This is a genomic window from Flavobacteriaceae bacterium GSB9 (genome assembly GCA_022749295.1).
Classification (GTDB): Bacteria; Bacteroidota; Bacteroidia; order Flavobacteriales; family Flavobacteriaceae; genus Flavisericum.
Genome location: CP062007.1, coordinates 188,955 through 213,967 on the forward strand (window position 1 = coordinate 188,955; position 25,013 = coordinate 213,967).

Here is a 25,013-nt window from a genome sequence, read left to right on the forward strand (position 1 = left end):
CCGTATGTTTAATTTATTCAATAAAAACAAACAAAAAAGGCATTTCAATTCCGATAATATCTCATATACCAATAATTTTGTCTTTATTCACATACCTAAAAATGCAGGGACGGCTATAAGCAAAAGTTTTGGTATAGAAACCTCCAAACACAATACCGTAAAAGAGTACATAAGTGCTATGGGAGAAAAAAAATATGGTAGCATGCTGTCTTTTGCCTTTGTAAGAAATCCGTTTAGCCGTTTTATTTCATTATATAATTATGCCAGAATGGAAGAATCGTATTATCATTCTTCCATTAATCCAGATAAAGCCATTTATGGCAAGCATATGGATTACGATATTCTAAAACATGCAAGTATAGAAGAAGCAGCATTATTGCTTAAAGCGGGTAAGTTGGTTCATAATCCACCACATACACAATGGCATACACAGTGCTTTTGGTTAAAAGACCAGAACAAGAACTTAAATGTTAAGTATTTGGGGCGCTTTGAAGATGTAGATTTTCATTTAAGAAATTTAAGGCAGTTACTGGGTTGTAAAGAGGTAAGAGCCTTGTCTAAACTTAATGCTTCAAGTAAAACAACATTAGATTATAGAGGGTTGATTGACAAAGGAACGAGAGCTGTTCTGGAAGATGTTTATAAAGAAGATTTAGAAACATTTAATTACGATTTTTAACATGGTACACCTCTCTGTAATTGTTTGTTGCTACAATAGTGCACACTTATTGAACGAAACATTAAGCCATTTAGCCAAACAAGTAGTAAATAAAGGTTTTGTTTATGAAGTGGTTTTAGTGGATAATAATTCTACAGATAATACTGCCGAATATGCCACAAATATTTGGGATGAACTGAATACTTATGTTGCTTTTAAAGTAGTTCGGGAATCTACACCTGGGTTGTCCTATGCCAGAAAAAAAGGGGTGTTAGCTAGTTGTGGAGATATTATTATTTTTTGTGATGATGATAATTGGTTGCAGTCCAATTATATACAAACCGCCTATGATTTTATGATTTTAAATCCTAGTGTAGGTGCACTTGGAGGGCAGTCTGAAGGAGTATTAGAAGGAAAGGAACCAATTTGGTGGCAAAAAGAAAAATTAAGTTATGCAGTAGGAAAACAGGCTGAGCATAGTGGAAACGTGTCTAAAAGAGGTTATGTGTGGGGAGCTGGAATGGTTTCTAGACGAGATATCTTGTTTAAGCTATATCAAAGTGATTTTAAAACACTGTTAACAGGAAGAAAAGGGAAGGGGTTAGCATCAGGGGATGACAGTGAAATTTGTAAATGGGTTTTGTTAATGGGTTTTAAACTATGGTATTTAGAAGGGTTGTTTTTTACCCACTATATTACAAAGAATAGGTTGAAAGATGATTATTTGCAGAAGTTGCTAAAAGGTCATCAACAGTCACAAGAAATACTGAACTTATACAATTGGATTTTAAAAACGGATTTGCATAAAAAGATAGTCAATTTAACCATTAGAAAAAGATTGTTTTATTTGAAATCAGCACTAAAAAAATGTATTAAAAAAAACGTTCATTGGAAGAAGTATATGCAAGTAACTTTTATGGGTTATGTTTATATAGATTCAAATCTTTATTCAATTTTTAAAACCTATAAAAAAGTACATAATTAGAGTTTAGTGTATGAAAAGAATAATTTTTAAACGTATTAAGTCTGTATATAGGTCTATTTTTTATCATCAGCTAAAGAATAAAACAATAATTATATATACGCTAGGTAAGGTAGGTTCATCAACAGTTTATAGTCGGTTAAAGAAATATAGTAAATGGAATAATATTTTTCATGTTCATTTTTTATCGGATGAATGGTTACATAACAGACTCAAAACAACCAATCATTATAAAACAAATAATATAGCTGCTCAAAAAGTGTTTTCTCATATTGAGAAGCATCCAGATGATAAAAAATATATAATTTCACTGGTTAGAGAGCCGGTATCAAGAGAGATATCAAACTTTATGCAAAATCCAAATGATTTTGTTGATGGAGATATATTAACGCATTCAATAGATGATTTAAAATCTGCCTATTTAAATAAACTAAATTACGATTATACGTTTAACTGGTTTGACACCGAATTTAAAGAATTTACGGGGTTCGATGTGTTTGCACGTCCTTTTAATAAAGAAAAAGGCTATTCCATTTATGAGCATAATGATTTGAAAATTTTAATCATTAAACTAGAAAAGCTGAATAGGTGTTTTAATAAGGCAATGAAAGCTTTTTTGGGCGTCAATTTAAAACTAACATCAAACGCAAATCAAACTTCGGATAAGAAAATTTCTTCTGTTTACAAGAGGTTAAAAGAAGATATTAAGTTTTCAGAACTTGAATTAAAAAAGGTCTACAGTCATAAATATGTCACACATTTTTATACAGAAACTGAAATAGAATCCTTTATTTTAAAGCACCTTAGAAAATAACAACATGCTTATTTCTATAATAACAATTAATTACAATAACGTAAAAGGCTTAAAGCATACATTTGATAGTGTGTTTAACCAAACCTTTGGGGATTTTGAATACATTGTAATAGATGGTAATTCTACAGATGGAAGTAAAGAGTTAATAGAGGTAAATAAAGATAGATTGTCTTATTGGGTAAGCGAGCCCGATACAGGTATTTATAATGCCATGAACAAAGGTATAAAAAAAGCTACTGGAGATTATTTGTTATTTTTAAATAGTGGAGATCTTTTTGTTAATGACCAAGCACTTGAAACTTTTGTTAGCTATAACCCTAAAGAGGATATTTTGTATGGTAATATTACGGTGGTAGATAAAAATAAAGAATGGGTTAAAACCTATCCCAAAAAGTTAACCTTTGGTTATTTAAAGATTGATTCCTTGCCACATCCGGCTAGCCTAATTAAGCGACATTGTTTTGATGATTATATCTATGACGAAAGCCTTAATATTGTTTCTGATTGGAAATTCTTTATTGTGGGTATTTGTAAAAAAGGATTCTCCTACCGTTATGTAAATGAGGTTATAAGTGTGTTTAATTATGATGGAATGAGCTCATTACTTTCAAATAAGCACCTTATTGATAAAGAGCGAAAAGAGGTTTTAGTTAAAGAGTTCGCTACTTTTTTAGAAGATTATAAAAAGTTAAATAGGTTAGAGCAACTTGTCCATACCTTAAGAAAATCAAAAAAAATACAGTGGATGGTTAAACTAAGATTAATAAATAAGTTTTAATGCAGCCATTAGTTTCCATTATTGTACCCTGTTATAATCAAGCCCAGTATTTAGATGAGTGTTTGCAATCGGTACTATCGCAAACATATACTAACTGGGAGTGTGTTATTGTAAACGATGGATCTACTGATACCACCTCAATAGTTGCCGAAACATGGTTAGATAAAGATTCAAGATTTAAGTATTTATCTCACGATAACGCCGGTGTTTCCCAAGCGCGTAATTTTGGTATAGAAAACGCTAAAGGCACTTATGTTTTACCTTTAGATGCCGACGATTTAATAGCCGATAATTATCTCGATTTGGCCATACAAGCATTTAAAGACAATACTAATTTAAAAATAGTATATGCTAAGGCACAAAAGTTTGGAGATATAAATGAAGATTGGAACTTGCCTAAATTTAAATTTAAAACCTTGTTAAAAGGGAACATTATTTTTAATTGTGCTATGTACAAACGTCAAGATTGGGAAACTATAGGAGGATATGACCCTAGTTTTGATATTGGTTTGGAAGATTGGGACTTTTGGTTAAGCTTGTTAAAAAATGATGCTGAAGTATACCAAATACCAGAAATTTGTTTTTTTTACCGTATTAATAATGCTTCAAGAAATCACTCTATTGTTCAATCTCAATTAGATAATCTTTATAAAAAACTAACTCTTAAACACCTAAACTCTTATATAGAAGCGTATGGAAGTTATAAAAGTTTATTAACTGAGATAGATAACTTAAAAAGGCAAAATAAACGTTTACAAAAAAAGGTTGACTATGTAGCGGAACATAAAACAACAAGATTGAAAGCTATAATAAAGAAAATATTAGGATTATAAAATGGTAATAGAACCCCTTGTCTCCATCTGCATCCCTACCTATAATGGCGAGGCTTATCTATCCGAAGCTCTGGATAGTGCTTTGGCACAAACCTACACTAATCTTGAAATTGTAGTAAGCGATGATGCTTCTACCGATGGTACTTTGGATATTGTTGGAAAGTATAAAGACAAAACCCCCATTCCCATACGGGTGTTTCATCATGCCCCTAATGGCATAGGGGCCAATTGGAACTATTGTATGCAACAAGCTCAAGGCCGCTATATTAAGTTTTTGTTTCAGGACGATGTGCTGGAGCCTACCTGTGTTGAAGCTATGCTAACCGTTTTTAAAAACCATCCAGAAGTGGGGTTGGTAGCCTGTAAGCGAGCGTTTATTGTAGAAAAAGTTATTGTAGATGATGCCCAGAAACAATGGTTGGACGATTACAAAAACCTGCAAGTCCAGTTTAACAGTTTTAAAGAGTTGCTTTATCTGGATAAGACTATGTTTAAAAGAAGAGATTTTTTGCAAAGTCCGTTGAACAAAATAGGTGAACCCAGTGTCGTTATGTTTAAGAGAGGACTTATTGATACTATTGGCTGGTTTAGAACCGATTTAAAACAAGTACTCGATTACGAGTATTGGTACCGTATTGTAAAACACCACCCGGCAGTGGTAATAAACAAGCCCTTAGCCAAGTTTAGGGTACATGCCGAGCAGGAAACGCAAAAAAATAAAGCCCGTGTGATTAACGATTATAGTGTTTATCGCAACATTTTAAAAAATGATTACGCCCAATTATTACATCCAGAAGTGTTAAAGAGACTCACACCTAAAAAGCATTATAAAGGGTATTATTTTGTAAAAAATCTTAAAAAGCGCATAAAACGTATCTTTAGCTAATGGTAAAACCAACAACCTATATCATTATTGTTACTTACAACGGTCTTAAATGGCTAAAGCGTTGTTTAAAAAGTTGTGGCAATTACCCTGTTTTGGTAGTGGATAATGCCTCATCCGATGGTACGGTAGGTTATATAGAACAGCAGTTTCCAAACGTCACGTTATTAAAACAAGAGACTAATTTAGGTTTTGGAGCAGCCAATAATATAGGCATGAGCTATGCGTTAAACCATGGCGCGAAGCAAGTGTTTTTACTTAATCAAGATGCGTATGTGGTTGATGATGCCTTGGAGCAGCTAATCGCTTTTCAAAAGACGCATCCTGAGTATTGGGTGTTAAGTCCGTTACATGTCACACCAAGTTTAGATAGGCTAGACGAGAACTTTTCGCATTATGTAAACTATAAAAATAATGCATCCTTTTATTCCGATTATGTATTAGGAAATCCCATAAAACCTGTTTATGAAGTACCCTTTGTAAATGCAGCGGCTTGGTTAGTATCTTTAAAGTGTTTAAACACTGTAGGTGGGTTCGATCCAATGTTTTTTCATTATGGCGAAGACGATAATTATTGTCAGCGTGTTTTATTTCATGGGGGTAAAATAGGCGTAGTGCCAAACGCTAAAGTTATTCATGATAGAGTAGATCGTGTACAGCATCCAATAGAGCCTTTTTCAGAAGCCTATTACCAGCATAAACTTAAGAACTTTAAAAAGCGACACGCCAATGTGAATGCGTTTGATGGTGTTGTTATAGAAAAAACAATTACAAAGTATAAGCGACAAATTATTAAAGCTTTGCTATTAGGACGGTTTAAACAAGCAAAGCGATTACGATATGAACAACAACTTTATATAACCGCCAAACACGCTATTGTAAAAAGTGTGGCACAAAATAAAGAACCAGGGGCAACGCACTTAAACCTAAAAGATATATGATGAGTAATCACTTGCTTTTTATGCACTTACCAAAGTGTGGCGGTACTACGTTTCATCGTGTATTAGAACAACAATACAGGCCCTCAGATATTTTTGATATTAAAGTGGTTAATCATGTAAGATTAAACACCCAAGAGTTTATAGACTTGCCGCAGCAGCAACGTGATAGTATAAAGTTGATAAAAGGACATATGGAATTTGGACTACACCGTTATTTCTCTGATTCAGCTGAATATATTACCTTTTTAAGAGATCCTGTTGAGCGTATTATATCGTATTACTATTACGTAAAACGACGCCCTAATCACAGGTTGAGACAACAGGGTTTGTTTACTGATGATATGTCGCTTTATGAGTTTGTAACACAAATAGATGAGGGTGATATACATAATGGTCAAATACGTTTTATAAGTGGTTTACAGACTACCGATAAACAGGTTATGTTGGACACAGCAAGAGATAATATAAAAAACTATTTTGCTTTTGTAGGGACTATAGAACAGTTTGATGCCTGTTTAATGTTGCTAAAGCAGAGGTATGCTTGGAAGATGCCTTATTATACTATAGAAAATAAAACAAAGCGTAGACCGGATTTAAAAGACATTGATGCCCAAACAATAGTGGCTATTAAGGAACGTAATAAAGAAGATATAGAATTATATAATGAGATGTCTGCAAAGTTAACCAAGACTGTAGAACAACATAAAACCTTAAAGTTTGATTTGTTTTGGTTTTACTCTTTTGCTAGATTCAAATGGTTGAAAAATAGTGTTTTAGGTGTTTTAAGAAAAGGATATTATAAAGTAAAAGGGTAAAACAGTTTTATTGTTTAGAGTGTGGTTTCTCCACAACCGATATGGAGTATTTATAAATGATTTATTTTTTGGGGTTGGTGAGATGTGAATAGTGCGATTTAAATAACAAACGTGAGTAGTTAGGCGTTAGTTTCTGTTTTGAGACCCTGAACCAAGTTAAGGGTGACAGGTCTTGTAAAACATGTAACTCAATTCCTTGTCCTACTGAACGGATTTCAGCATCTCAATTAAGGTGTTTTTACTATAGTTTAGATTTGTCATTCCTGCGTAGGTAGGAATCCACATCGGAACAGCTATACCGTATAAAACTGAAATGCCTTTTAAATGAAAGTAACCATACTAAAAACAGATGTCTCATGAAACGACGTTGTACCATGAATGTCATAAAAAAACGGAAGCCCAAAAGGGCCTCCGTTTTTTGTCATGCCTGCTAAGGCAGACAACCACTTAGTTATTGCTTAAATCACCTCAATAAGCTGTAGGGCATTAAACGACCCATTATTTAGCGGGTACTGCAAACCATTAATCTCCTGAAAAAAAGCCGTTTTCAAAAAAAAGAAATTATGCCCAGAACCCGCTGCCGAATCAGGAGGTGTTAAAGTAACCGCAGTGGCTGTGCCATTAATGGGTAGGTTCACTACCGGACTAACCTGCAAATCCTTAACATCATTTACCAAATCGAGATTTAAAAAAGCACAGCTAAACCCCACATGGGTGGCACCGTCGGGCACACTCAACTGCTGACTCGGAACCAGATTGTTAATAACAACCTCTCCAGTGCTCGTATTTAAGCTATAGGTAGCCTGTAATACACTATCCAAAGTGGCGTGTTTGTTAAAGTTAAACCCTTTAAGCCAGGCTTTGCCCATAGCGGTATCCAGACCTGTAGCCACGTTACGCTGCCCACGAACCGAGGTAAGATCTTCATTTTTAACCTTACTGAGTACTTGGGTAAGCCGCGAGGTTGTTCGGTTGTCTTTTGCATCTGCTAGTAATGCTGAGATCGCCCGACGCAGGCGTTTGCCGCTAGTGGCAACGCCACCAAATTCAGTGCCGTTTTCACGGGTACGGGCAAACGCCGGATCATTTAAAATGCGGTTTTTGCTAACACCTCCTTTGGTGCGAACCATGTAACCGTCTTGACTTTTGTAAAAGGTCAGCTCATCCAGAGTGCCCTCAATTTTAATTATGCTATTAACCTTAGCCATAATATTAATTTTTATGATGCTCTAAGCATCGTTATACAAATTTTTGTGGTTAAGCCGGCTTTTAACCACAAGTAATTTTGCAATTGCAGGGTAAACATAGAACAGAAATACGGGTTAAAAAAGAGATGGGTTGCCTATGTGTTTGTGAAGTGTAAATAGTTAGTATATAGTGTGTTGTGGTTGTTATGGTGTTTGTAAGTATTTAGCTAGAATATAGCAAGGATAGCATATATAGCATAATAGTAGTTTACACAAATAATCAAATAAAATGAAAATAGCTGGTTTGTCAAGGTGAGAGTAAAGCATCTAACATATGTCAAGTGTATGGCTTAAGTATAGATGGTGTATGGATGGTGTATAATTGGAGACACAGGCTTTTTTATTAACTTTTTGTAAGAAAAAAAATATTAAATTGTTGAAAACTTTTTAATAACGTTGCTATTCTTTTGGTTGTTAAGTAAAAGAAAATGTGTTAATTAGCTTTTAATTAACTAAATGATAAATTATGAAAACTGTACTAAGAGGCGTAAGCTAGCACACCTCTATAAATACTGTGCTGCTCTAAATAGAATTGTAATTATGAGTAATCGCATATGTATTTACCCCAAAGATGTACAGGCCATTATGGGTAGCAGTTACAGCTATGCCTCTAAAATTATCCGTACTATTAAGAAGGAATTGGGTAAAAAAAGCCATCAAGTGGTAACCATCCGTGAATTTGCGAAGTATATGGGGTTAGAGTTTGAAGAAGTCTACGCCGAAATTACCGGAACCGAATACGCCACACCTAAAAAAAGAAAAGTATCAAACGATGTAAACGGACCTAAAAAGTTATCTGCCTAAATGATGTTTGCCTTAGCTATATGAAGCACTGCCCACCACTAGACACCCCAAAGCCACAACTGAAAACTCTTAAAAGCCCCTCATAATTAGCAAAAAATACCTGCTATTGTTACAATACCTTGTCATGCTGAACTTATTTCAGTATCTTATTGTTAATAAACCTCTGTCATGCTCCTGTCTGCCACACAGCTAAGGAACTTGGTTTAGCATCTCTTTATAGCATCCGTTTTCAATAGTCACACAACTGAAACAAGATTAGTTTTTTGTATGCTTCACTATTCACTATTCACTATTCACTATTCACTATTCACTATTCACTATTCACTATTCCCAACAGATAACCCTCAATACAAAACCCATGACCAATAACCAAAAACTCAGATGCGTTCATTATATTAGCTATCTAATTATTAAGCATGCCAGAACAACCTCTCGTATCTATAATAATCCCCACATACAACCGTGCGCAACTCATAGGCGAAACACTGGATTCTGTGCTGGCACAAACCTACCAAAACTGGGAATGTATTGTAGTAGACGATGGCAGTACCGATAATACGGTAGAAGTCTTAAAAGCATATATTGACAACGATTCTCGATTTCAATACCATCGTAGAACAGATGAACATTTACCAGGTGGTAATGGCGCAAGAAATTATGGTTTCAAATTGAGTAAAGGGGATTATATACAGTGGTTTGATAGTGATGATGTGATGACTTCAGATTGTTTAGAAAAAAAACTTAAAATGTTTGACGATAATTGCCAATTTGTAATATCGGAAGGTGCTTATTTATTTGAAAATGGTAATACAAAAAACTTTGGAGTAAAAGTAAATAGTAATTTGTATAAAGACTATGTAACATGGAAGACCAGTATTTTTACACCATCTATTTTATTTAAAAAGTCATTTATAGAAGCTTCAAAAGTTTTTTTTAATGAGCTTTTACATAAAGGGCAAGAAACTGAATTTTTAGCGACTTTATTTTATGAGAATCAGGACGCAAAATTTAAGATATTGCATGAAGAGACATTTTATTATCGAAGACACTCATTAACCAAGAGTGCTGAAAGTGAAAACTATATCCCAAGGTTTAAATGGTCAAATGCATATAATCATTTAAGCAATTTAAAAAGATGTATTGAGTTAAAGGATGAAGAATTAATAACCTATTTTTTTAAAAAATGCTTGAAGTTATATTATTCAGCTGTTAAACATCAAGATAAAAAAACGTATCAATTTGTGTTTAAAGAACTAAAGAACATGCTTTTCTTGAACAAGCTTACTGTTTTACTCAAGCTTAAAGCACTGAGATATTTAAATAAACGTATGGCCGATAAATTGTTTAATCATTTAAGGTGCGTGAAAGTAATATGAGTATACCTAAGACTATTCACTACTGTTGGTTTGGGGGTAATGCCATGCCAAAAATGTTGCAGTTCTGTATGGCTAGTTGGAAGGAACATTTGCCAGAATACCAATTTGTACTTTGGAATGAGCAAAATACTCACTTAGATTGTGAATTTGTAAAGCAAGCATATAACGAGAAACGTTGGGCTTTTGTATCAGATTATATCAGATTAAAAGCTGTTTATGAGTATGGCGGGATTTACTTAGATACGGATATGTTACTTACAAAACCTTTGGATGATTTTCTTGAAAATGATTGTTTTTTCGTGGCAGAACATGAAAGTAGTATTGGGGTAGGTGTTTTTGGAGCTGTTAAAAAACACCCTTTTATATTAACATGTTTAACATTTTATCAGCAGTCTAAGGTTAAAGTGCCTCCTATACCTAAAGTTATTACAGATGCTTTTCTAGAAAGCTATAATTTTTCTACTCATTTTAGGCATAATATTTTTAGAGAAGATATTGCTATATATAAACCAACTTATTTTTATGCTTTGCCTTATACAAAGTATTACGATATACATCACTACAAAAACTATGTAACAACAGCGTCTTACGGTGTACATTTATGGTATGGCTCTTGGCATGACTATGATGTATTTGTATATTTCAGGAGAAAGGAATTTTTAAATGGGTTTAAAGAACTTTGGAAATTATTTTTAAAAGGGAAATTATTTAAACCACGATATCTAAAAAAAGTTTTGGTGGCTTTAAAAGATGGTTTAGTAACCAGAAATGCGTTTAAATGAAAAGAATCATCTTAATTATCCCCTATTTTGGGCAATGGCCTGTGTGGTTTGATGCGTTTTTACTTTCTGTAGCTAAAAACCCAACAATTGATTGGTTATGTCCTACCGATTGCTCCATACCTAAAACGCATCCAGAAAACATAACGTTTTTACCTACGACATTATCCACATTAAATACAAAAGTGAATACCATAGTAGACGCAAATGTCCCCTTAACCCCAAGAAAGTTTTGCGATTTAAAACCTGCTTACGGAGCCATTTTTTCCGATGCTATAAAAGAGTATGATTTTTGGGGCATTTGCGATATGGATATTATTTGGGGAGACATTCGTAAATATATACACCCAGACATTTTAGAAAATTATGATATTATATCGAGTAGAAAAGAAGCCATATCCGGGCATTTTACCTTATTTAAAAATAAAGCAGATATAAACCAGCTTTATAAACAGTTGCCTGATTATAAAGCATTATTCGCGCATCCCAAATTTCAATGGACAGATGAAGTCGTTTTGACAAGGTATTTAAAAAACCAACCGAAACTAAATGCATTAAATTTAAATATATATTGGCCAAAAAATTTATGCAATGAAGAGCACGGAAGGGATTCACACCAAGAATATCATTTAGACCTTTGGCAATGGCAACATGGTAAAATGATAAATACCCAAACCCATGAAGACGTCATGTATTTACATTTTATAAACTGGAAACGTACCTTGCGATATTGTGAGGTGAAATATAAAGATAACCCAAAGGCGTTTTATGTGTCGTATAATGGTATGCATTATCATGCACATACTAAGGCGCAATTACTATTAAATGCTATAAAGAATGTGTTTAATGGGTATTATGTAAAGGAGAAAAGACGAGTTAGAAAGCGTAAAGTAATGCGCCTATTAAAAAAAATTAAACAATACATAAAAAACTAATGTTTGGAATATTGAGAACCTTATTGGCAGTTAATGTTGTATTGTTGCATGTTTTTAATGTACCAGCTTTAGGTAATTACTCAGTGTCATTTTTTTTTGTTTTATCCGGGTTTCTCATGACTTATATCATGCATCATAGCTACGGTTATGATTTTAAGGGAGTCAAAATTTTTTGGCTTAACCGTTTTCTTAGGTTGTATCCCTTATATTGGTGTGTTTTAATATGCACAATATTGTGTTTAATTACATTTCCAAAAATAACACGGCATCCACATTTATACTTTCCAGTGACCTTTCCAGATTGGTTATATAACATAGCGATGGTATATCCAAATCAAGTTCCACATCATATCAAACCTAGATTGGTTCCGCCTTCATGGGCCTTGACAAATGAAATCGTCTACTATTTGTTAATTTCAATAGGTATTTCAAAAACAAGAAGGCGAACGTTTATTTGGTTGATTTTAAGTGTTGGTTATTATATGTTTACTTATTTGTTTTATGACATACCAACATATCGTTACAGTGCTATATGGGCATCTTCATTACCTTTTGCTCTCGGAGCTGCATTGTATTGGATAAATAGAATAAAGCCTTTAAAAAGAGTTAACTTATTTAGTGTTATTGGTGTGTATGGGTTGTTTGTTTCAAATGCATTATTTTTTAATAAGCAAAATTTGGGAGTTTATGGTGAAGCGTCAATTTATATAAATTTAGTATTGGCGGTCTTACTTATTTATATGTTATTTAATTTTAAAAGTAAGAATTTATTAAAGCATTGGGATAATTATGTTGGGCGGTATAGTTACCCCATCTACCTAGCCCATTATTTAGTCTTAATTTTTTATTCGGCGATTTTTTTCTTTGATAAGAATACTTCTAACTTTAAATTGCCCTATAATAAATTATTTCCATATTTTTTGTGTTTAGTTTTAGTCTGTTTTTTATTGGTTCATTTAATTGACAAGCCTGTGGACAATATTAAAAGTAAAATGAAACGTCAACACCTTAAAATTAAATAGAATTGATTGTTTTCATTCACATACCTAAAACTGCAGGAACTACATTTTATAGTGTAGTCAAGAATAACTATAATAGTTTTTTAAGGCCTAAAATAGATCGAGAACCTGTAAATTATTTGGTACAAAACCTCAAAGGGAATAACATAAGTTTGAGGTTGCCAGGCGGATATACGTCAGCGCCCCAAATGATTAAAGTTTTGGAAGAACATTTTGCTGACAAGTTGAATGAAGTCAGCTTCATTGGAGGTCATATAGGGTATGGTTTACATAAGTTGACTTCCAAAGATATAAAGTACATAACTTTTATAAGAGACCCTAAATCTAGGTTAATATCTGATTTTAAAGAGCATCATAAACCTGGTCGTTTTTTTTATGAAGATTTAAAAAAAAATGGATTTAGGCTTAATGATTATCTAAAGCTCTTGAAGGAAATGAGATTGGATAATATAATGACAAGGCAATTGGCAGGACCTTATGATTATTTTTTGCTAAATAGAAGTACAGTTTCAGAATCTATGCTTAACATGGCTATAGGAAATAGTATGAAAGTAGATGTATATAAAATGGAAAACTTTGATGAGGCCTTGTATCTTATGAAGAAAAACATGGGATGGAAAAGTTTAAAATATACTGAACATAATATATCAAAACAAACCATGATTGACTTAGAATTTGATAGTGATTTGTTAAATGATGTGATTAAGTTTGATTTGATATTGTATAAGGAGCTGAATAAAAATGTTTTAAATAACTTCAAACTAAATTGGAGCCAGAGATTAGAAATGAAGTTAAACAACATTATTTATTAATGAAGATTACAATAATCCACCCGTTTACGCCACAAGCCGCTGGTGTGGTAGAAGCTTCGGTAGCAACCTACCACAGTCAGCCCCATGCCAAAGCGCTGCAACAACTGGCTGGGGAATATCCGGAATACAAATGTGCAATGGCTTATTTTACACCGAAGTGGCGCGGGTATCAGTATGACTATAATGATATAAACTATCAGTTTTATCCTGTGGATTTTAAATGGAATGGCGACCATAAAAAATGGAAGAAGCAGTGGTCTAAATCTTGTTTAAAAGCTTACAAAAGGAGCGCCCCTGAGGTAAACATTATTAATATGTCGGGCCATTCCAGTCCGTTTTCGCATGCCTTGACTAAGCATATTTTAAGCGCCGGGAAGCCATACATTCCCATGCTGGGGGGGCAGCATTATAGCGATACGCCAGAAAATAGAATATATTATCAACGGGCACACCATATTCTAGTGCATACCCAGTTGCAAAAAGAAAGTATGCAAACCATGCCGATGTTTAAGGGGTTGGATATACGGGTATTTCCTTTGGGGGTAGATACGTATCGCTTTAAGCCGAATAGGAAACATAAAAGACAAGACCCTAAACTTTTATACGTGGGGCGTATTGTAGAGTTAAAGCAAATCCATCTGGCTATTGATGCTTTGAAGGCCTTAGTGCAAAACGGGTTTAAAGACGCCCAGCTGGATATTATCGGTCCTGTATTTTCAGAGGCTTATTATGAAACATTACAGGTTCAGGTAAAACGATTTGCTTTAGAAAATCACGTTCGCTTTTTAGGGCATAAGGAACACAATGAATTGCCCAAGTATTTTCAGCAAGCCGATGTACTGCTTTTGCCCAGTGAAAAAGAAACCTTTGGGATGGTGATGGTTGAAGCGATGGCCTGCGGGACGCCTGTTGCGGCTTTAAATGGTTCAGGAGGCCCTAAAGATGTTATTGCACATGGCGTAGATGGTTTGTTAAGTGATAAGGCCACTTATACCGATACCGTTTTAAACCATTTTAAAACTGCTGACCGTAACGCCATGGAAACCGCAGCCCGGGCAAAAGTTGTTGAGGCCTATAGCTTGGAAGCGACCTATAGGGTGTTAAAACAATCGGTAACCGATGCTTTAAAGCAGTAATTATGGACGCATATCAGGTTATCATACACGCACCGCAAGAGCTTAATCACAGTTCTAATATTCAAACTGGGTTATTTGAACTGGAACAGGCGGGGAAGGTTTCAACGGCCATGAAACTATTTTATAAGCGTCGCATGGGCCGATTAATAGTAGATAGTCAAGGGCATATCAACAAAACCAAACAGGCCAATCCTAAAGTGTCTTTGTATACCCTTATCGATAAAATCAACAATAAAAAAATACGGTTCGCCTGCGATTTGTATGACCATGCCGAGCAGTTTTCTGAGTCTGCTTTACAGTCTTGCGATTATTACTTTAAACGTCATTTTGTAAGCCATTATATAGACGCTTTACCCAAACAGTTTCGAAATAAAATATACCCTTTTGGTCTGGCTTTTGGAGTAAAGTCGGAAGACGCCCAGTACAAATATCATTTCTTTTTAGGGTTGTTTTTAGGGAATTTAAGCCTAAAACCCGATCGCTTGGTTTTGAGACGACTTAAAAACACATATAGAAACCAATTACGGCATTGGGAATTCATTAAAATGACCCGAAGCATTAAGCAGTTTGAAAATCATACATCGCAGCTATCGGATAGTATCATGTTTCAAACGCGATGTTTCCCAGAAAAAAACAGCGATGTAAAGGCCATTCATGAACAGCGATATCGCCTTATAACCTTATTAAAAAATACATTTCCTAATAACTTTAAAGGGGGTTTTATACCTTCAGATGTAGTTGAACGAAAGTATCGGAATGCTTTGTCTAACGTTCCAAGTGAACCCCATGCATATCTGGAAGCGATGAAACAGGCCGGTATTGTGATTTATACACGAGGTTTAGCAAATTCCCCAGCTTGGAAACTACCCGAGTACCTGTCGCAGGGTAAAGTCATTATTGCCGAACCCTTAACCGCTGAATTACCAGAACCCTTAGTACATGGGGAGCATCTGTTATATTTTAATACCGATGACGAATTGATACATCATATTAAAACCGTTTTGAAGGATAAAGCGTTGTTTCATAAATTGTCAGCTAATGCCCGGCGTTATTTTGAAGATTATGTGCATCCGGCAAAAAATATTAAGCGTATTTTAGATTTTATGATCATAAATGCTTAAAACTATTTTGAACACCATTTTAGTACATCACCGCTCCCCACACCATGCCCAAAACTCTGGGTATGGCCGTTTGGTAGATTACTGTCCTGACGCGACCGTACTAACTGGAGAGCCGCGATTGCCTTACCGTATGGCCAAGTATATCGGGCAATGGCATACGCAAAATGCGGGCATATACAATTCCAGTAGTGTACAAAAAGAATGGCAGTTATATAAGGCATTAAAGCAACTAAAGGGAAAAACCGTTGTACATTATTTAAATGCCGAACGTGATATTCGGTATATACCAAAATATATAAAACGACGGGATGTTAAGTTTATAGGAACCTTTCATAAGCCGCCAGAAGTACTAAAGGAAACCATAACAGACACTAGCTATTTAAAACAATTAGATGGTGCTATATGTGTTGGGCATAATCAAGTAGCGTTCATTAAAGAGTGGTTGGGTTTAGAACAGGTAAACTATATCCCTCATGGAATCGATACCGGTTATTTTGTACCTAATATTTCAAAAAAGGCTCCAAATCCGACCTTGTTATTTGTGGGACAGCATTTAAGGGATTTTGATTTGTTTAATACGGCTATCTCAAAAGTTTTAGAACTATGCCCAACGGCAGAAGCTATAGCTATTGTGGCAAAACCCTTTGTTATGAAGATAAAACAACATCCTAAAATACAAGTGTATTCGGAAGTGCCTGATAAACAGCTTAGGGACTTTTATCAAAGAGCCACGGTGTTGTTTTTGCCTCTCAAGGATGCGACGGCCTGTAATGCTGTATTAGAGGGCATGGCTTGTGGTTTACCTGTTGTGACCTCAAATGTGGGGAGTGTACCAGAGTATTTGAGCGGTACAGGTAATGTGTTGTGTGACAATAGTGTGGAGTCTTTTGTTGAAGCCTTAGTAGCTTTGTTAAAGGATGAAGAAAAATTAACACGACTAGGAAAGGCTTCTCGAGAAAAAGTAATGTGCTATGATTGGCAACGGGTAGTAAAGCAGATTGGCGATTTTTACAAATCAATGTATTGATATTGAATCAGAAAAAACAACATATTATCATTTTTGACGGCTCCTTTGAAACCACGCCGTTTATTAGACGCCTAATGACGGGGCTCATCAATCGAGGCTATAAAGTTTCCGTTATTGGGTTTAATGAGCATAATCCAGAACCAGTAGAAGGTGTTTATTACCAGTCTTTGGGAAGTAACCAATCTAAATTACGTTTCATACAAACCAGTTTGGCTTTAGCCTTAAGGTATGGTAATGTAGAGCAGGTATTAAAAGCTCTGTTTTATTTTTTTAAGGGGCAGCGTAAGGCGATACAAACCCAAAACTTAAGCTTGGTTTTTAAAAGCTTACAACCCGATATTGTACATGTGCAGTGGCCATCTTTATTACCATGGTTGGAACCTTATTTACAAAACCCAGATTTTAAAATCGTATTAAGTCAGCGCGGCTTTCATGTGAATGTGCGTCCATTTGTGAATGCTGAAAATATGAGGTATTTGCAATCGGTATATCCTAAACTGGATGGTTTGCATTCGGTATCAAAAGCCATTTCGGAAACAGGGAAAGCAATAGGAGTACCTTACACGGGTATTGATGAAGTTGTTTACACTGGATTTCCATTGGACCAGATTGATTTTCAAAATAAAACAAAACGCCATGATACTTTACGATTACTCTCGGTAGGCAGGGCACACTGGATAAAAGATTATCCCACAGCAGTGAAAGCCTGCGCCGTATTAAAAGCGAAAGGCCTAGATTTTCATTACACCATCATCGGTGGTCAAGGTGATGAAGAACTGTTGTTTTTAATTCATGATTTAGGATTGGAGCAGTGTATTAGCTTAATTGGGAAAATGTCCCAGAGTTCAGTTTATGAACAGATGCGAAATACTGATATCTTACTGTTGCCAAGCATTGAGGAGGGTTTGGCCAACGTAGCGGTTGAAGCAATGGCCTTGGGCACACCTGTAATCAGTACTGATTGTGGGGGTATGCCAGAATTGATAACCCATGGTATTACGGGGTGGTTGGTGCCGGTGGGAGCGCCTGAAGCTATGGCCAATGAAATTTTAAAAGTGCAAAGCTTGCCTAATGATGTATTGCATACGATAACTAAAGCGGCCCGTAATATTGTAGAAGAACAACATAGTGAAACACAACTTTTGCGGGGTATGGAAAAACTATATAAACAGGTTTTGGAACCTTGAAAATTTAAGTATCTTCGAAATCAAATGACCAATTTACAAACCCCTATAATCCCTATTGAACAGTGCTATGCTATCCAGAAGCAGGGCTCACATACCATGGATAGAAAAGCGGTGTGTATTTATGTAGCACTTGGTTTTTTTTTAGGTGAGGATCGTTTTTATAGGGATGAGGTTGCCCTGCAACCCGCAAGGCATTATAACCTTGATTCTAAAAATCAAATAATATCTGAAAGCCCTTATTTTGAATGGCATTATAGCCCAAGAGAGATTTCATTTCAAGCTGCTTTGGATGAGTTTACCGATTTATTTGAAAGCATCATTAAAGAGCAATCATTAAGCCAATCCGTGATATTGCCCTTGTCGGGTGGTTTGGATAGCCGTACCCAAGCTGCGGCGTTACATCATCTTAAGGCCGATGTGCAGTCGTATAGCTACGCTTTTCAAAATGGTTTTCCCGAAACTAAGATAGGGGCGCAGATTGCAAAACACTGTGGTTTTGATTTTAAGCCGTTTGAAATTCCTAAAGGGTATTTGTGGCAGGTGATTGACGACTTAGCACAAATGAATGAATGTTATTCCGATTTTACCCATCCTAGGCAAATGGCTGTCTTACCTGAGTTGAAACAGATGCATGGCGAATTTTCATTAGGGCATTGGGGTGATGTATTGTTTGATTCAGGTATTGGTCAAGCGGAACAGGAGTTGCCTGAATTAGATATTTTATATAAAAAGTTGATAAAGAAAGGTGGTCTGGAATTGGCGACCTTGCTATGGGAACACTGGGAACTGGAAGGTGGTTTTGAAAGTTATTTAAAATGGCGCTTGCAAAAATTACTCGATGGAATTGCCATAGAACATAAAGAGGCTAAAATTCGCGCTTTTAAATCGCTATACTGGGCGCCGCGGTGGACTAGTGTGAATTTAAATGTGTTTAAAGAAGCACTTCCCATAAACTTGCCGTATTACGACGACCGGATGTGTCGGTTTATTTGTGAAATTCCTGAGGACTATTTGGCCAATCGCCAGTTGCAGATAGCCTATATAAAGCAACGGAATCCTAAACTGGCTAAGGTCATGTGGCAAAGTCAAAAACCTTATAATTTATACAATTACCATAAGAATAGAGCGCCTTGGAATTTGCCCTATCGCATTAAAAATAAAGTTGTTCGAGAAGTAAAAACCGTTTTAGGAAAACCATTGGTTCAGCGTAACTGGGAATTACAGTTTTTAGGTGAAGTAAATGATCGGCAACTAAAAGATTATATATTTGATGAATCCTTTTTAGAGTTTGTTGGAAGACATGCCGTGGAAACGGTTTATCAACAATTTACGCAGAAAGATACGGTGTATTATGCGCATCCGTTAAGTATGTTATTGACATTGAGTTTGTGGTGGAAACAGAATATGAAAAAAGCGAATCACAAAAGGTAAGCAGTGACATAGTACTTTTTGTCATGCTGAATTTATTTCAGTATCTAAAGAAGCTGAAAAGGCTTGGGATTTATCAAAGGATTAGGAACTAAAGAAAGGAATAGATGCAGGAATGATAAAGTTTGATGAATGCACAAAAAGTGTAAAATGATATGTAAGTGGGCCGATTGTTGGAAGTTGAGGTGATTGTTGGTCTTTGGGAGTGATAGGTTTTGAAGAAGTAATAAGATGTAGAATACATTATTTTGGGGTACTAAACACTATTGTTTGTTATACCTGCGAAGACAGTTATCCATGAAGAGTAAGTTTGGGAAAACAATTAAAGAAATAGAGCGGTATGTGTAGTTGTTTGATGAGTGATAGAAAGTAGTTTTAATGCTAGTATGATGGTTGTGAAATGCAAGGAGTTTATAGTGTTAGAAAAATATTTAATAAGAAGCGTATGAGAGTAGGTTATCTTTATGTAGCCAATCAAAAAAAATTTATTGATGAGGCGATGATTTCGTCACGTTCTCTGCGTCAGTTCTCTGAATTGCCTGTAGCCTTAGTATGTACTCAAGATATAGCTTCAAAAGATGTTTATGCTTTTTTTGATGAAGTGATCATTCATGAAGAAATGAAGCAATATGTATATTTGTCTAAAGTATTGGGTATACAAAAATCTCCTTTTGATAGGACTATATTTTTAGATACAGACACTTTTATATGTGATGATATATCACCTCTTTTTGAGCTTCTGGAATTGGTAGATATAGCGACCAGTATTGAAAAATCATACCATACTACGGATAAGATAAACAATATTCGATTTAAAAATATTATTCCTGAGTTTAACAGTGGTGTGATTGTTTATAGAAAAAACGAAATAACACAAAAACTATTCAAGGATTGGTTTCAAGTATGTATAGATAATAGAATGGGTAATGACATGCCAGGGTTGAGAGAATCTATGATAAAAAATTTAAAAGCGGTTAAATTTTTTATTCTGCCAGAAGAATACAACTCTCATGGTTACAAAAGCATGTTGCAATTAAATGGTAAAGTAAAAGTGATTCATGAAAGATTAGGTGTAAAATGGAATAGTACTACGCCTTATTTTTTACCATATGATAAAGGAGAAAAGTTTGCCAAGAAAATAAACAAAACCATCTTTAAGAGAATTTATATTCCATACATTGGAATAATACCTTACAACTGGAGTCCTGCAAATATTTTACTTAAACTAAAGAAAATGATAGGAGTGAAACGAGTTTCGAAAAACAGATAATATGGGAAAAATCAAAATCCTTTATACCATACCTAATTTTGATACCGCAGGGAGTGGTAAGGTGGTTTATGATTTGGTTAAAGGCCTTAATAAAGACTTATTTGATGTAGAAATTGCTTGTTCTCATAATAGAGGTTCTTTTTTTAAAACTGTTGAAGGCTTGGGTGTACCTATACATATTATAAAAACCACCACAGCTTATCGTCCTTTTTTTACTTTATATAAGCGATTAAACCCTATAGTGACGTTTTTTAAATCTAACAAGTATGATATTATCCATTCGTGGCACTGGAGTAGCGACTGGACAGAAGTGCTGGCGGCACGATTAGCTGGTGTGAAATGGCTCTATACCAAAAAAGCGATGAGCTGGGGTAATAAGCACTGGAAGATTAGAAGCTTTTTAGCAAATTATATTGTTACAATTAACGATGAAATGCTAGCCTTTTTTCCAAATAAAAAACAACAAGGTTTAATACCATTGGGTATAGATACCGACTTTTATAACCCCGAACATTTTAAAAACGGATTTCCTCGAATTGAGAATAAATTTCATGTTATAACGGTTGCCAATTTAGTGCCCGTTAAAGGTATAGAAGTGTTAATAAAGGCTTTAATTTTACTAGCAGACACTAATATACAATTAACAGTTTTAGGAGAAGACACCAATGATTACGCATCCACTTTAAAGCAAAAATGTATAACATGGGGTATAGACCAACAAGTGAACTTTATAGGTAAAAAACCTGATGTGAGACCATATTTAGCAGAGGCAGATTTATACGTCATTCCAACTTTAGATGCGGGCCGACGTGAAGGTATGCCTATGGCTTTGGTAGAAGCGATGAGCATGGGAGTTCCAGTATTGGGGTCTCAAGTATCGGGCGTTGATTATGTATTGAAAGATTTTCCGGAATTATTATTTAAACCCGGACATGCAAAAGATCTTGCCGTTAGTATAAAAAGGATAATGGATCAATCAAACGAACAGAACAGGATATTGGGAGACACGCTCAGGAAATATTGTGAAAACCATTTTTCACTAAGAAAATGTATTCTTTCGCATGAAGTACTCTACAGAAAAATGAAGCATGGAAAATAAAATAGACCTTAGTATTTTAATTACACACTATAACAGATCAGAGGCCTTGAAAGCCTGTTTGGAAGCTATTGATGCGGTTGGTTTTTCTTGTAATTATGAAATTGTAATTAGTGACGACGGTAGTAATGAAGCCCATTTAAACCATATAAAAACACTTAAATATGACCAACTTTTATTGTCTGAGGGTAATCAAGGCTTAACTAATAATATTAATAAAGGATTAAAAGCTTGTAAGGGGGCTTATATTCTGTATTGTCAAGAAGATTTTTTGTTGAGCCCACAAGTAGCTTGTGTCTTAGATGAATGTCTGGATTTACTTAAAAACAATGTTTTGGATATGGTTCGTTTAACAGCGAATTATAGATTTAACTATTTAAAAGCATTGACCGCCAACGTTAGTAAAATTCCAAACTTTTCCATAAGGAATTTTAATGTTAATACGTTTCGTTACAGTGACAACCCTTTTATTACAACCATCGACTTTTACAATAAATTTGGTTATTATTTAGAAGACGTCTCTGGGCCTTACGGAGAAACAGAATATGCCATTAGAATTTTAAAATTAGGAGCTAAAATAGGCATTGTAAATAAAAATTTAGCTAGAGCTCATGCAGAAAGTGTTTCTGTGATGAAAACCTTTTACCCGAGTAAAAAAAGAAAAGGGAGTAGAAAGCTTTGGCGTTCAGCGAGAGCTTTAAGACAACACATAGAATGGTTGTTGTACGATCCAAAAAAAAGGCGTTTGTTAACCTATAAAAATTTAAAAAGGGTTTCATGAAAATAGCGTTGGTACTTCCTACTCCCCCCAGTTACTCTGAAACCTTTTTTAGGTCGAAAATTCAGGGGCTATTAAATCATGGCCATAAGGTGGTTTTGGTAACAGGGAGAACAACAGAAAAATTTGATTTATGTAACGTTATTTACCATCCTAAGGTTTACAAAAATAAATACCTGCAGGTGCTTGCTATGCTCAAGGTTTTTATGGGGCTATGTCCATATTACGAATCTGTATTTCGGTTTTTAAGTCTAGAAAAACAAGCAGGTACACCATTTAAACGCATTATTGAAAAACTATATATTAACGCTACATTATTGAAATTGAAGGTAGATTGGGTGCATTTTGGTTTTGCAACCATGGCTATAGATCGCGAATTGGTACCAAAGGCCATTAAGGCTAAAATGGCTGTGAGTTTTAGAGGGTACGATATAAATGTGTATCCCTTAAAGCACAATAATGCCTATAGTATTCTATGGCAACAGGTCGATAAAGTCCATAGTATTTCAAACGATTTGTTGCAAAGGGCATATCGGTTAGGCTTGCCTGAAACAACGCCTTACCATATTATTACCCCAGCCGTTAATTTAGATGCACATGGAGAACCTGAACAAGCTAAAAACCATAAAACTATTCGTATAGTCACTATAGCCAGGTTGCATTATATAAAAGGAATTGACCTATTGTTGGAAATAGCAGCGATTTTACGTGAAAAGCACATGGATTTTGTTTGGGAGGTTATTGGAAGTGGACATAAAAAAGAAGAAGAACGTTATTTGTACCAAAAATATCGATTGGGTTTGCATGATAACGTGCGGTTTTTAGGAAAAATGAATCATCAGGAGACGCTTAATATCTTAAAACAGGCCGATTTATATGTGCAAACCAGTGTGATAGAAGGCTTTTGTAATGCGGTTTTGGAAGCCCAAAGTTTAGGGAAGTTAGCCTTGGCATTTGATAAAGGGGGGCTTAGGGAAAACATAAAGGAAGGAGAAACGGGTTTTTTGGTTAAAGCGGTTAATGCTACGGCTATGGCGAATACCATAATTGAAGTAATAAAGCTGCCTATAGAAGATAAACAAAATATAAGGGAACAGGCTAAACAACGTGTAAAACAACACTTTAATTTAGAACAACAGCAAAAGGTCTTTAATCAATTTTATACGGTATAGTTTATATGAAGTTATATTACCCTAAATCGCATTATATAAAGAAGTATCGTGGAGAGTTATTTCCTTTGTTAAAGCCATTTTTAAAAGGCGAAGGCTTTACAAATCAAGATCGTATGGCGTTGTATGGGGTATCAGATACTGATTTTGAAATCGTTGCGACTTTGGATGACGCGGAAGTCTGTGTATTGCCCATGTCGTGGAATTATTATTCGAAAACTAACCAGTTGGGCTTAGCGCAGGAATGCATTTTAGAGGCTAAAAAGTGCGCTAAAATAGCGTGGTCGTTTATATCTGGCGACCATGGCGTTAAATTTCCAGAGTTCGATGGTGTCATCGTTTTTAGGTTAAGTGGCTACCAGTCCAGAAAACAGCTGGGGCATCAGGGGATGCCAGTCTTTATTGGCGATTATTTGTCGAAACAAAATCTATTAAACCGTTTTTTACCTGATACAAATGAACAACGGCCAGTAGTGGGCTTTTGCGGTCAGGCCCATTTATCAAAAGCACAGGCCGGAATCGATCTATTGAAAAAAAGTTGGTTTAATTTAAAAAGTGTACTCGGGCTAAGTGCTTATGAAACCGAAACCATTATCCCCACCACGTACTTAAGAGCCCGTTTACTAAAACGGCTCCAGAAAAGTGAAGCTATTCGCGACCATTTTGTTTTACGTAAACAGTATCGGGCCGGGGTTAGCAATCAACAGGCTAGGTACCAAACCACACAGGAATTTTATAAGAATATTTTGGAATCGCAATATGTGCTTTGTGTTCGGGGTGGCGGAAATTTTTCGGTACGCTTCTATGAAACCCTTATGATGGGGCGTATTCCGGTGTATGTGCATACAGATGGTTATTTGCCTTTACAGAATACGATAAATTGGAAAAATCATGTAGTTTGGATAGCACCTGATGAGCAACACCAAATCGCAGAAAAAGTCCTATCTTTCCACAATAAATTGGGGCCGGAAGGCGTATGGGCCCTATGTAAACGTAATCGGGAACTTTGGGAACGGTACTTAACATTAAAAGGGTTTTTTAAAACGGTTGCAACAGAACCCCAATAAAAAGACATTGATGCCATTTCAGTTTTTAAAATATTTACAACCTACACACTATTTTCGA

The 25,013-nt window shown here is 35.2% G+C and carries 25 protein-coding genes; 24 read left to right on the forward strand and 1 reads right to left on the reverse strand.

Features of this window, described 5'->3' with window-relative positions; all coding sequences use genetic code 11:
* Positions 1–4 precede the first annotated feature (4 nt).
* From GSB9_00179 to GSB9_00186, 8 genes are read left to right on the forward strand one after another with little or no spacing between them, the layout of a single operon-like run.
* Entirely contained in the window at positions 5–679 is a 675-nt protein-coding gene (locus GSB9_00179) for a sulfotransferase family protein (protein UKM63636.1), read from the forward strand.
* 49 nt (positions 680–728) lie between these two features.
* Positions 729–1,643 carry a glycosyltransferase gene (locus GSB9_00180; protein ID UKM63637.2) on the forward strand — a complete coding sequence of 305 codons (915 nt, stop codon included), beginning with the start codon at positions 729–731 and terminating at the stop codon, positions 1,641–1,643.
* A 10-nt stretch (positions 1,644–1,653) separates the two neighbouring features.
* On the forward strand, positions 1,654–2,454 hold the full coding sequence (locus tag GSB9_00181; GenBank protein ID UKM63638.1) for a putative capsular polysaccharide synthesis family protein: 801 nt from the start codon (positions 1,654–1,656) through the stop codon (positions 2,452–2,454).
* Positions 2,455–2,458: 4 nt separating this feature from the next.
* Positions 2,459–3,232: a glycosyltransferase gene (locus GSB9_00182; protein ID UKM63639.1), complete on the forward strand. Its 774-nt coding sequence runs from the start codon at positions 2,459–2,461 to the stop codon at positions 3,230–3,232.
* Complete coding sequence (locus GSB9_00183; protein ID UKM63640.1) at positions 3,232–4,065, forward strand: glycosyltransferase; 834 nt, start codon at positions 3,232–3,234, stop codon at positions 4,063–4,065. Before GSB9_00182 ends, GSB9_00183 begins: the two co-directional genes overlap by 1 nt.
* A gap of 1 nt (position 4,066) precedes the next feature.
* Positions 4,067–4,951 (forward strand): glycosyltransferase, encoded by an 885-nt coding sequence (locus GSB9_00184; protein UKM63641.1) that lies wholly within the window; start codon positions 4,067–4,069, stop codon positions 4,949–4,951.
* Positions 4,951–5,889 carry a glycosyltransferase family 2 protein gene (locus GSB9_00185; GenBank protein UKM63642.1) on the forward strand — a complete coding sequence of 313 codons (939 nt, stop codon included), beginning with the start codon at positions 4,951–4,953 and terminating at the stop codon, positions 5,887–5,889. Before GSB9_00184 ends, GSB9_00185 begins: the two co-directional genes overlap by 1 nt.
* Positions 5,886–6,704 (forward strand): sulfotransferase family protein, encoded by an 819-nt coding sequence (locus GSB9_00186; protein UKM63643.1) that lies wholly within the window; start codon positions 5,886–5,888, stop codon positions 6,702–6,704. The genes GSB9_00185 and GSB9_00186 overlap by 4 nt, the downstream gene beginning before the upstream one ends.
* A gap of 458 nt (positions 6,705–7,162) precedes the next feature.
* Here the strand turns inward: GSB9_00186 and GSB9_00187 are convergent, their stop codons facing one another.
* Positions 7,163–7,912, reverse strand: coding sequence for a hypothetical protein (locus tag GSB9_00187; GenBank protein ID UKM63644.1), 750 nt, complete (start codon positions 7,910–7,912; stop codon positions 7,163–7,165).
* 579 nt (positions 7,913–8,491) lie between these two features.
* Between GSB9_00187 and GSB9_00188 the strand changes: the two genes are divergently transcribed.
* The 16 genes from GSB9_00188 to GSB9_00203 all read left to right on the forward strand — a co-directional run bounded on the left by GSB9_00188 (position 8,492) and on the right by GSB9_00203 (position 24,955).
* Entirely contained in the window at positions 8,492–8,755 is a 264-nt protein-coding gene (locus GSB9_00188; GenBank protein ID UKM63645.2) for a hypothetical protein, read from the forward strand.
* Between the two features lie 416 nt (positions 8,756–9,171).
* Positions 9,172–10,131: a glycosyltransferase family 2 protein gene (locus GSB9_00189; GenBank protein UKM63646.1), complete on the forward strand. Its 960-nt coding sequence runs from the start codon at positions 9,172–9,174 to the stop codon at positions 10,129–10,131.
* Positions 10,113–10,913, forward strand: a complete 801-nt coding sequence (locus tag GSB9_00190; protein UKM63647.2) for a hypothetical protein — start codon at positions 10,113–10,115, stop codon at positions 10,911–10,913. The genes GSB9_00189 and GSB9_00190 overlap by 19 nt, the downstream gene beginning before the upstream one ends.
* On the forward strand, positions 10,910–11,845 hold the full coding sequence (locus tag GSB9_00191) for a hypothetical protein (GenBank protein ID UKM63648.1): 936 nt from the start codon (positions 10,910–10,912) through the stop codon (positions 11,843–11,845). The genes GSB9_00190 and GSB9_00191 overlap by 4 nt, the downstream gene beginning before the upstream one ends.
* A complete protein-coding gene (locus GSB9_00192) occupies positions 11,845–12,867 on the forward strand; it encodes an acyltransferase (protein ID UKM63649.1) in 1,023 nt (340 codons plus the stop codon). The genes GSB9_00191 and GSB9_00192 overlap by 1 nt, the downstream gene beginning before the upstream one ends.
* Before the next feature lie 2 nt (positions 12,868–12,869).
* Positions 12,870–13,676, forward strand: a complete 807-nt coding sequence (locus GSB9_00193) for a sulfotransferase family 2 domain-containing protein (protein UKM63650.1) — start codon at positions 12,870–12,872, stop codon at positions 13,674–13,676.
* Positions 13,676–14,812 carry a glycosyltransferase family 4 protein gene (locus GSB9_00194; GenBank protein UKM63651.2) on the forward strand — a complete coding sequence of 379 codons (1,137 nt, stop codon included), beginning with the start codon at positions 13,676–13,678 and terminating at the stop codon, positions 14,810–14,812. The genes GSB9_00193 and GSB9_00194 overlap by 1 nt, the downstream gene beginning before the upstream one ends.
* A gap of 2 nt (positions 14,813–14,814) precedes the next feature.
* Entirely contained in the window at positions 14,815–15,933 is a 1,119-nt protein-coding gene (locus tag GSB9_00195; protein UKM63652.1) for a hypothetical protein, read from the forward strand.
* Positions 15,926–16,960 carry a glycosyltransferase family 4 protein gene (locus GSB9_00196; protein ID UKM63653.1) on the forward strand — a complete coding sequence of 345 codons (1,035 nt, stop codon included), beginning with the start codon at positions 15,926–15,928 and terminating at the stop codon, positions 16,958–16,960. The genes GSB9_00195 and GSB9_00196 overlap by 8 nt, the downstream gene beginning before the upstream one ends.
* Before the next feature lie 2 nt (positions 16,961–16,962).
* The gene (locus GSB9_00197) at positions 16,963–18,147 is read left to right on the forward strand and encodes a glycosyltransferase family 4 protein (protein UKM63654.2); all 1,185 of its coding nucleotides are present in this window, start codon (positions 16,963–16,965) and stop codon (positions 18,145–18,147) included.
* Between the two features lie 24 nt (positions 18,148–18,171).
* Positions 18,172–19,578 (forward strand): asparagine synthase C-terminal domain-containing protein, encoded by a 1,407-nt coding sequence (locus GSB9_00198; protein UKM63655.1) that lies wholly within the window; start codon positions 18,172–18,174, stop codon positions 19,576–19,578.
* A 397-nt stretch (positions 19,579–19,975) separates the two neighbouring features.
* The gene (locus tag GSB9_00199; GenBank protein ID UKM63656.2) at positions 19,976–20,845 is read left to right on the forward strand and encodes a putative nucleotide-diphospho-sugar transferase; all 870 of its coding nucleotides are present in this window, start codon (positions 19,976–19,978) and stop codon (positions 20,843–20,845) included.
* Position 20,846: 1 nt separating this feature from the next.
* Positions 20,847–21,944, forward strand: a complete 1,098-nt coding sequence (locus GSB9_00200; GenBank protein UKM63657.1) for a glycosyltransferase — start codon at positions 20,847–20,849, stop codon at positions 21,942–21,944.
* The gene (locus tag GSB9_00201; GenBank protein UKM63658.1) at positions 21,934–22,722 is read left to right on the forward strand and encodes a glycosyltransferase family 2 protein; all 789 of its coding nucleotides are present in this window, start codon (positions 21,934–21,936) and stop codon (positions 22,720–22,722) included. The genes GSB9_00200 and GSB9_00201 overlap by 11 nt, the downstream gene beginning before the upstream one ends.
* A complete protein-coding gene (locus GSB9_00202) occupies positions 22,719–23,891 on the forward strand; it encodes a glycosyltransferase family 4 protein (GenBank protein UKM63659.1) in 1,173 nt (390 codons plus the stop codon). The genes GSB9_00201 and GSB9_00202 overlap by 4 nt, the downstream gene beginning before the upstream one ends.
* 5 nt (positions 23,892–23,896) lie before the next feature.
* The gene (locus tag GSB9_00203; protein ID UKM63660.1) at positions 23,897–24,955 is read left to right on the forward strand and encodes a glycosyltransferase family 47 protein; all 1,059 of its coding nucleotides are present in this window, start codon (positions 23,897–23,899) and stop codon (positions 24,953–24,955) included.
* Positions 24,956–25,013 lie beyond the last annotated feature (58 nt).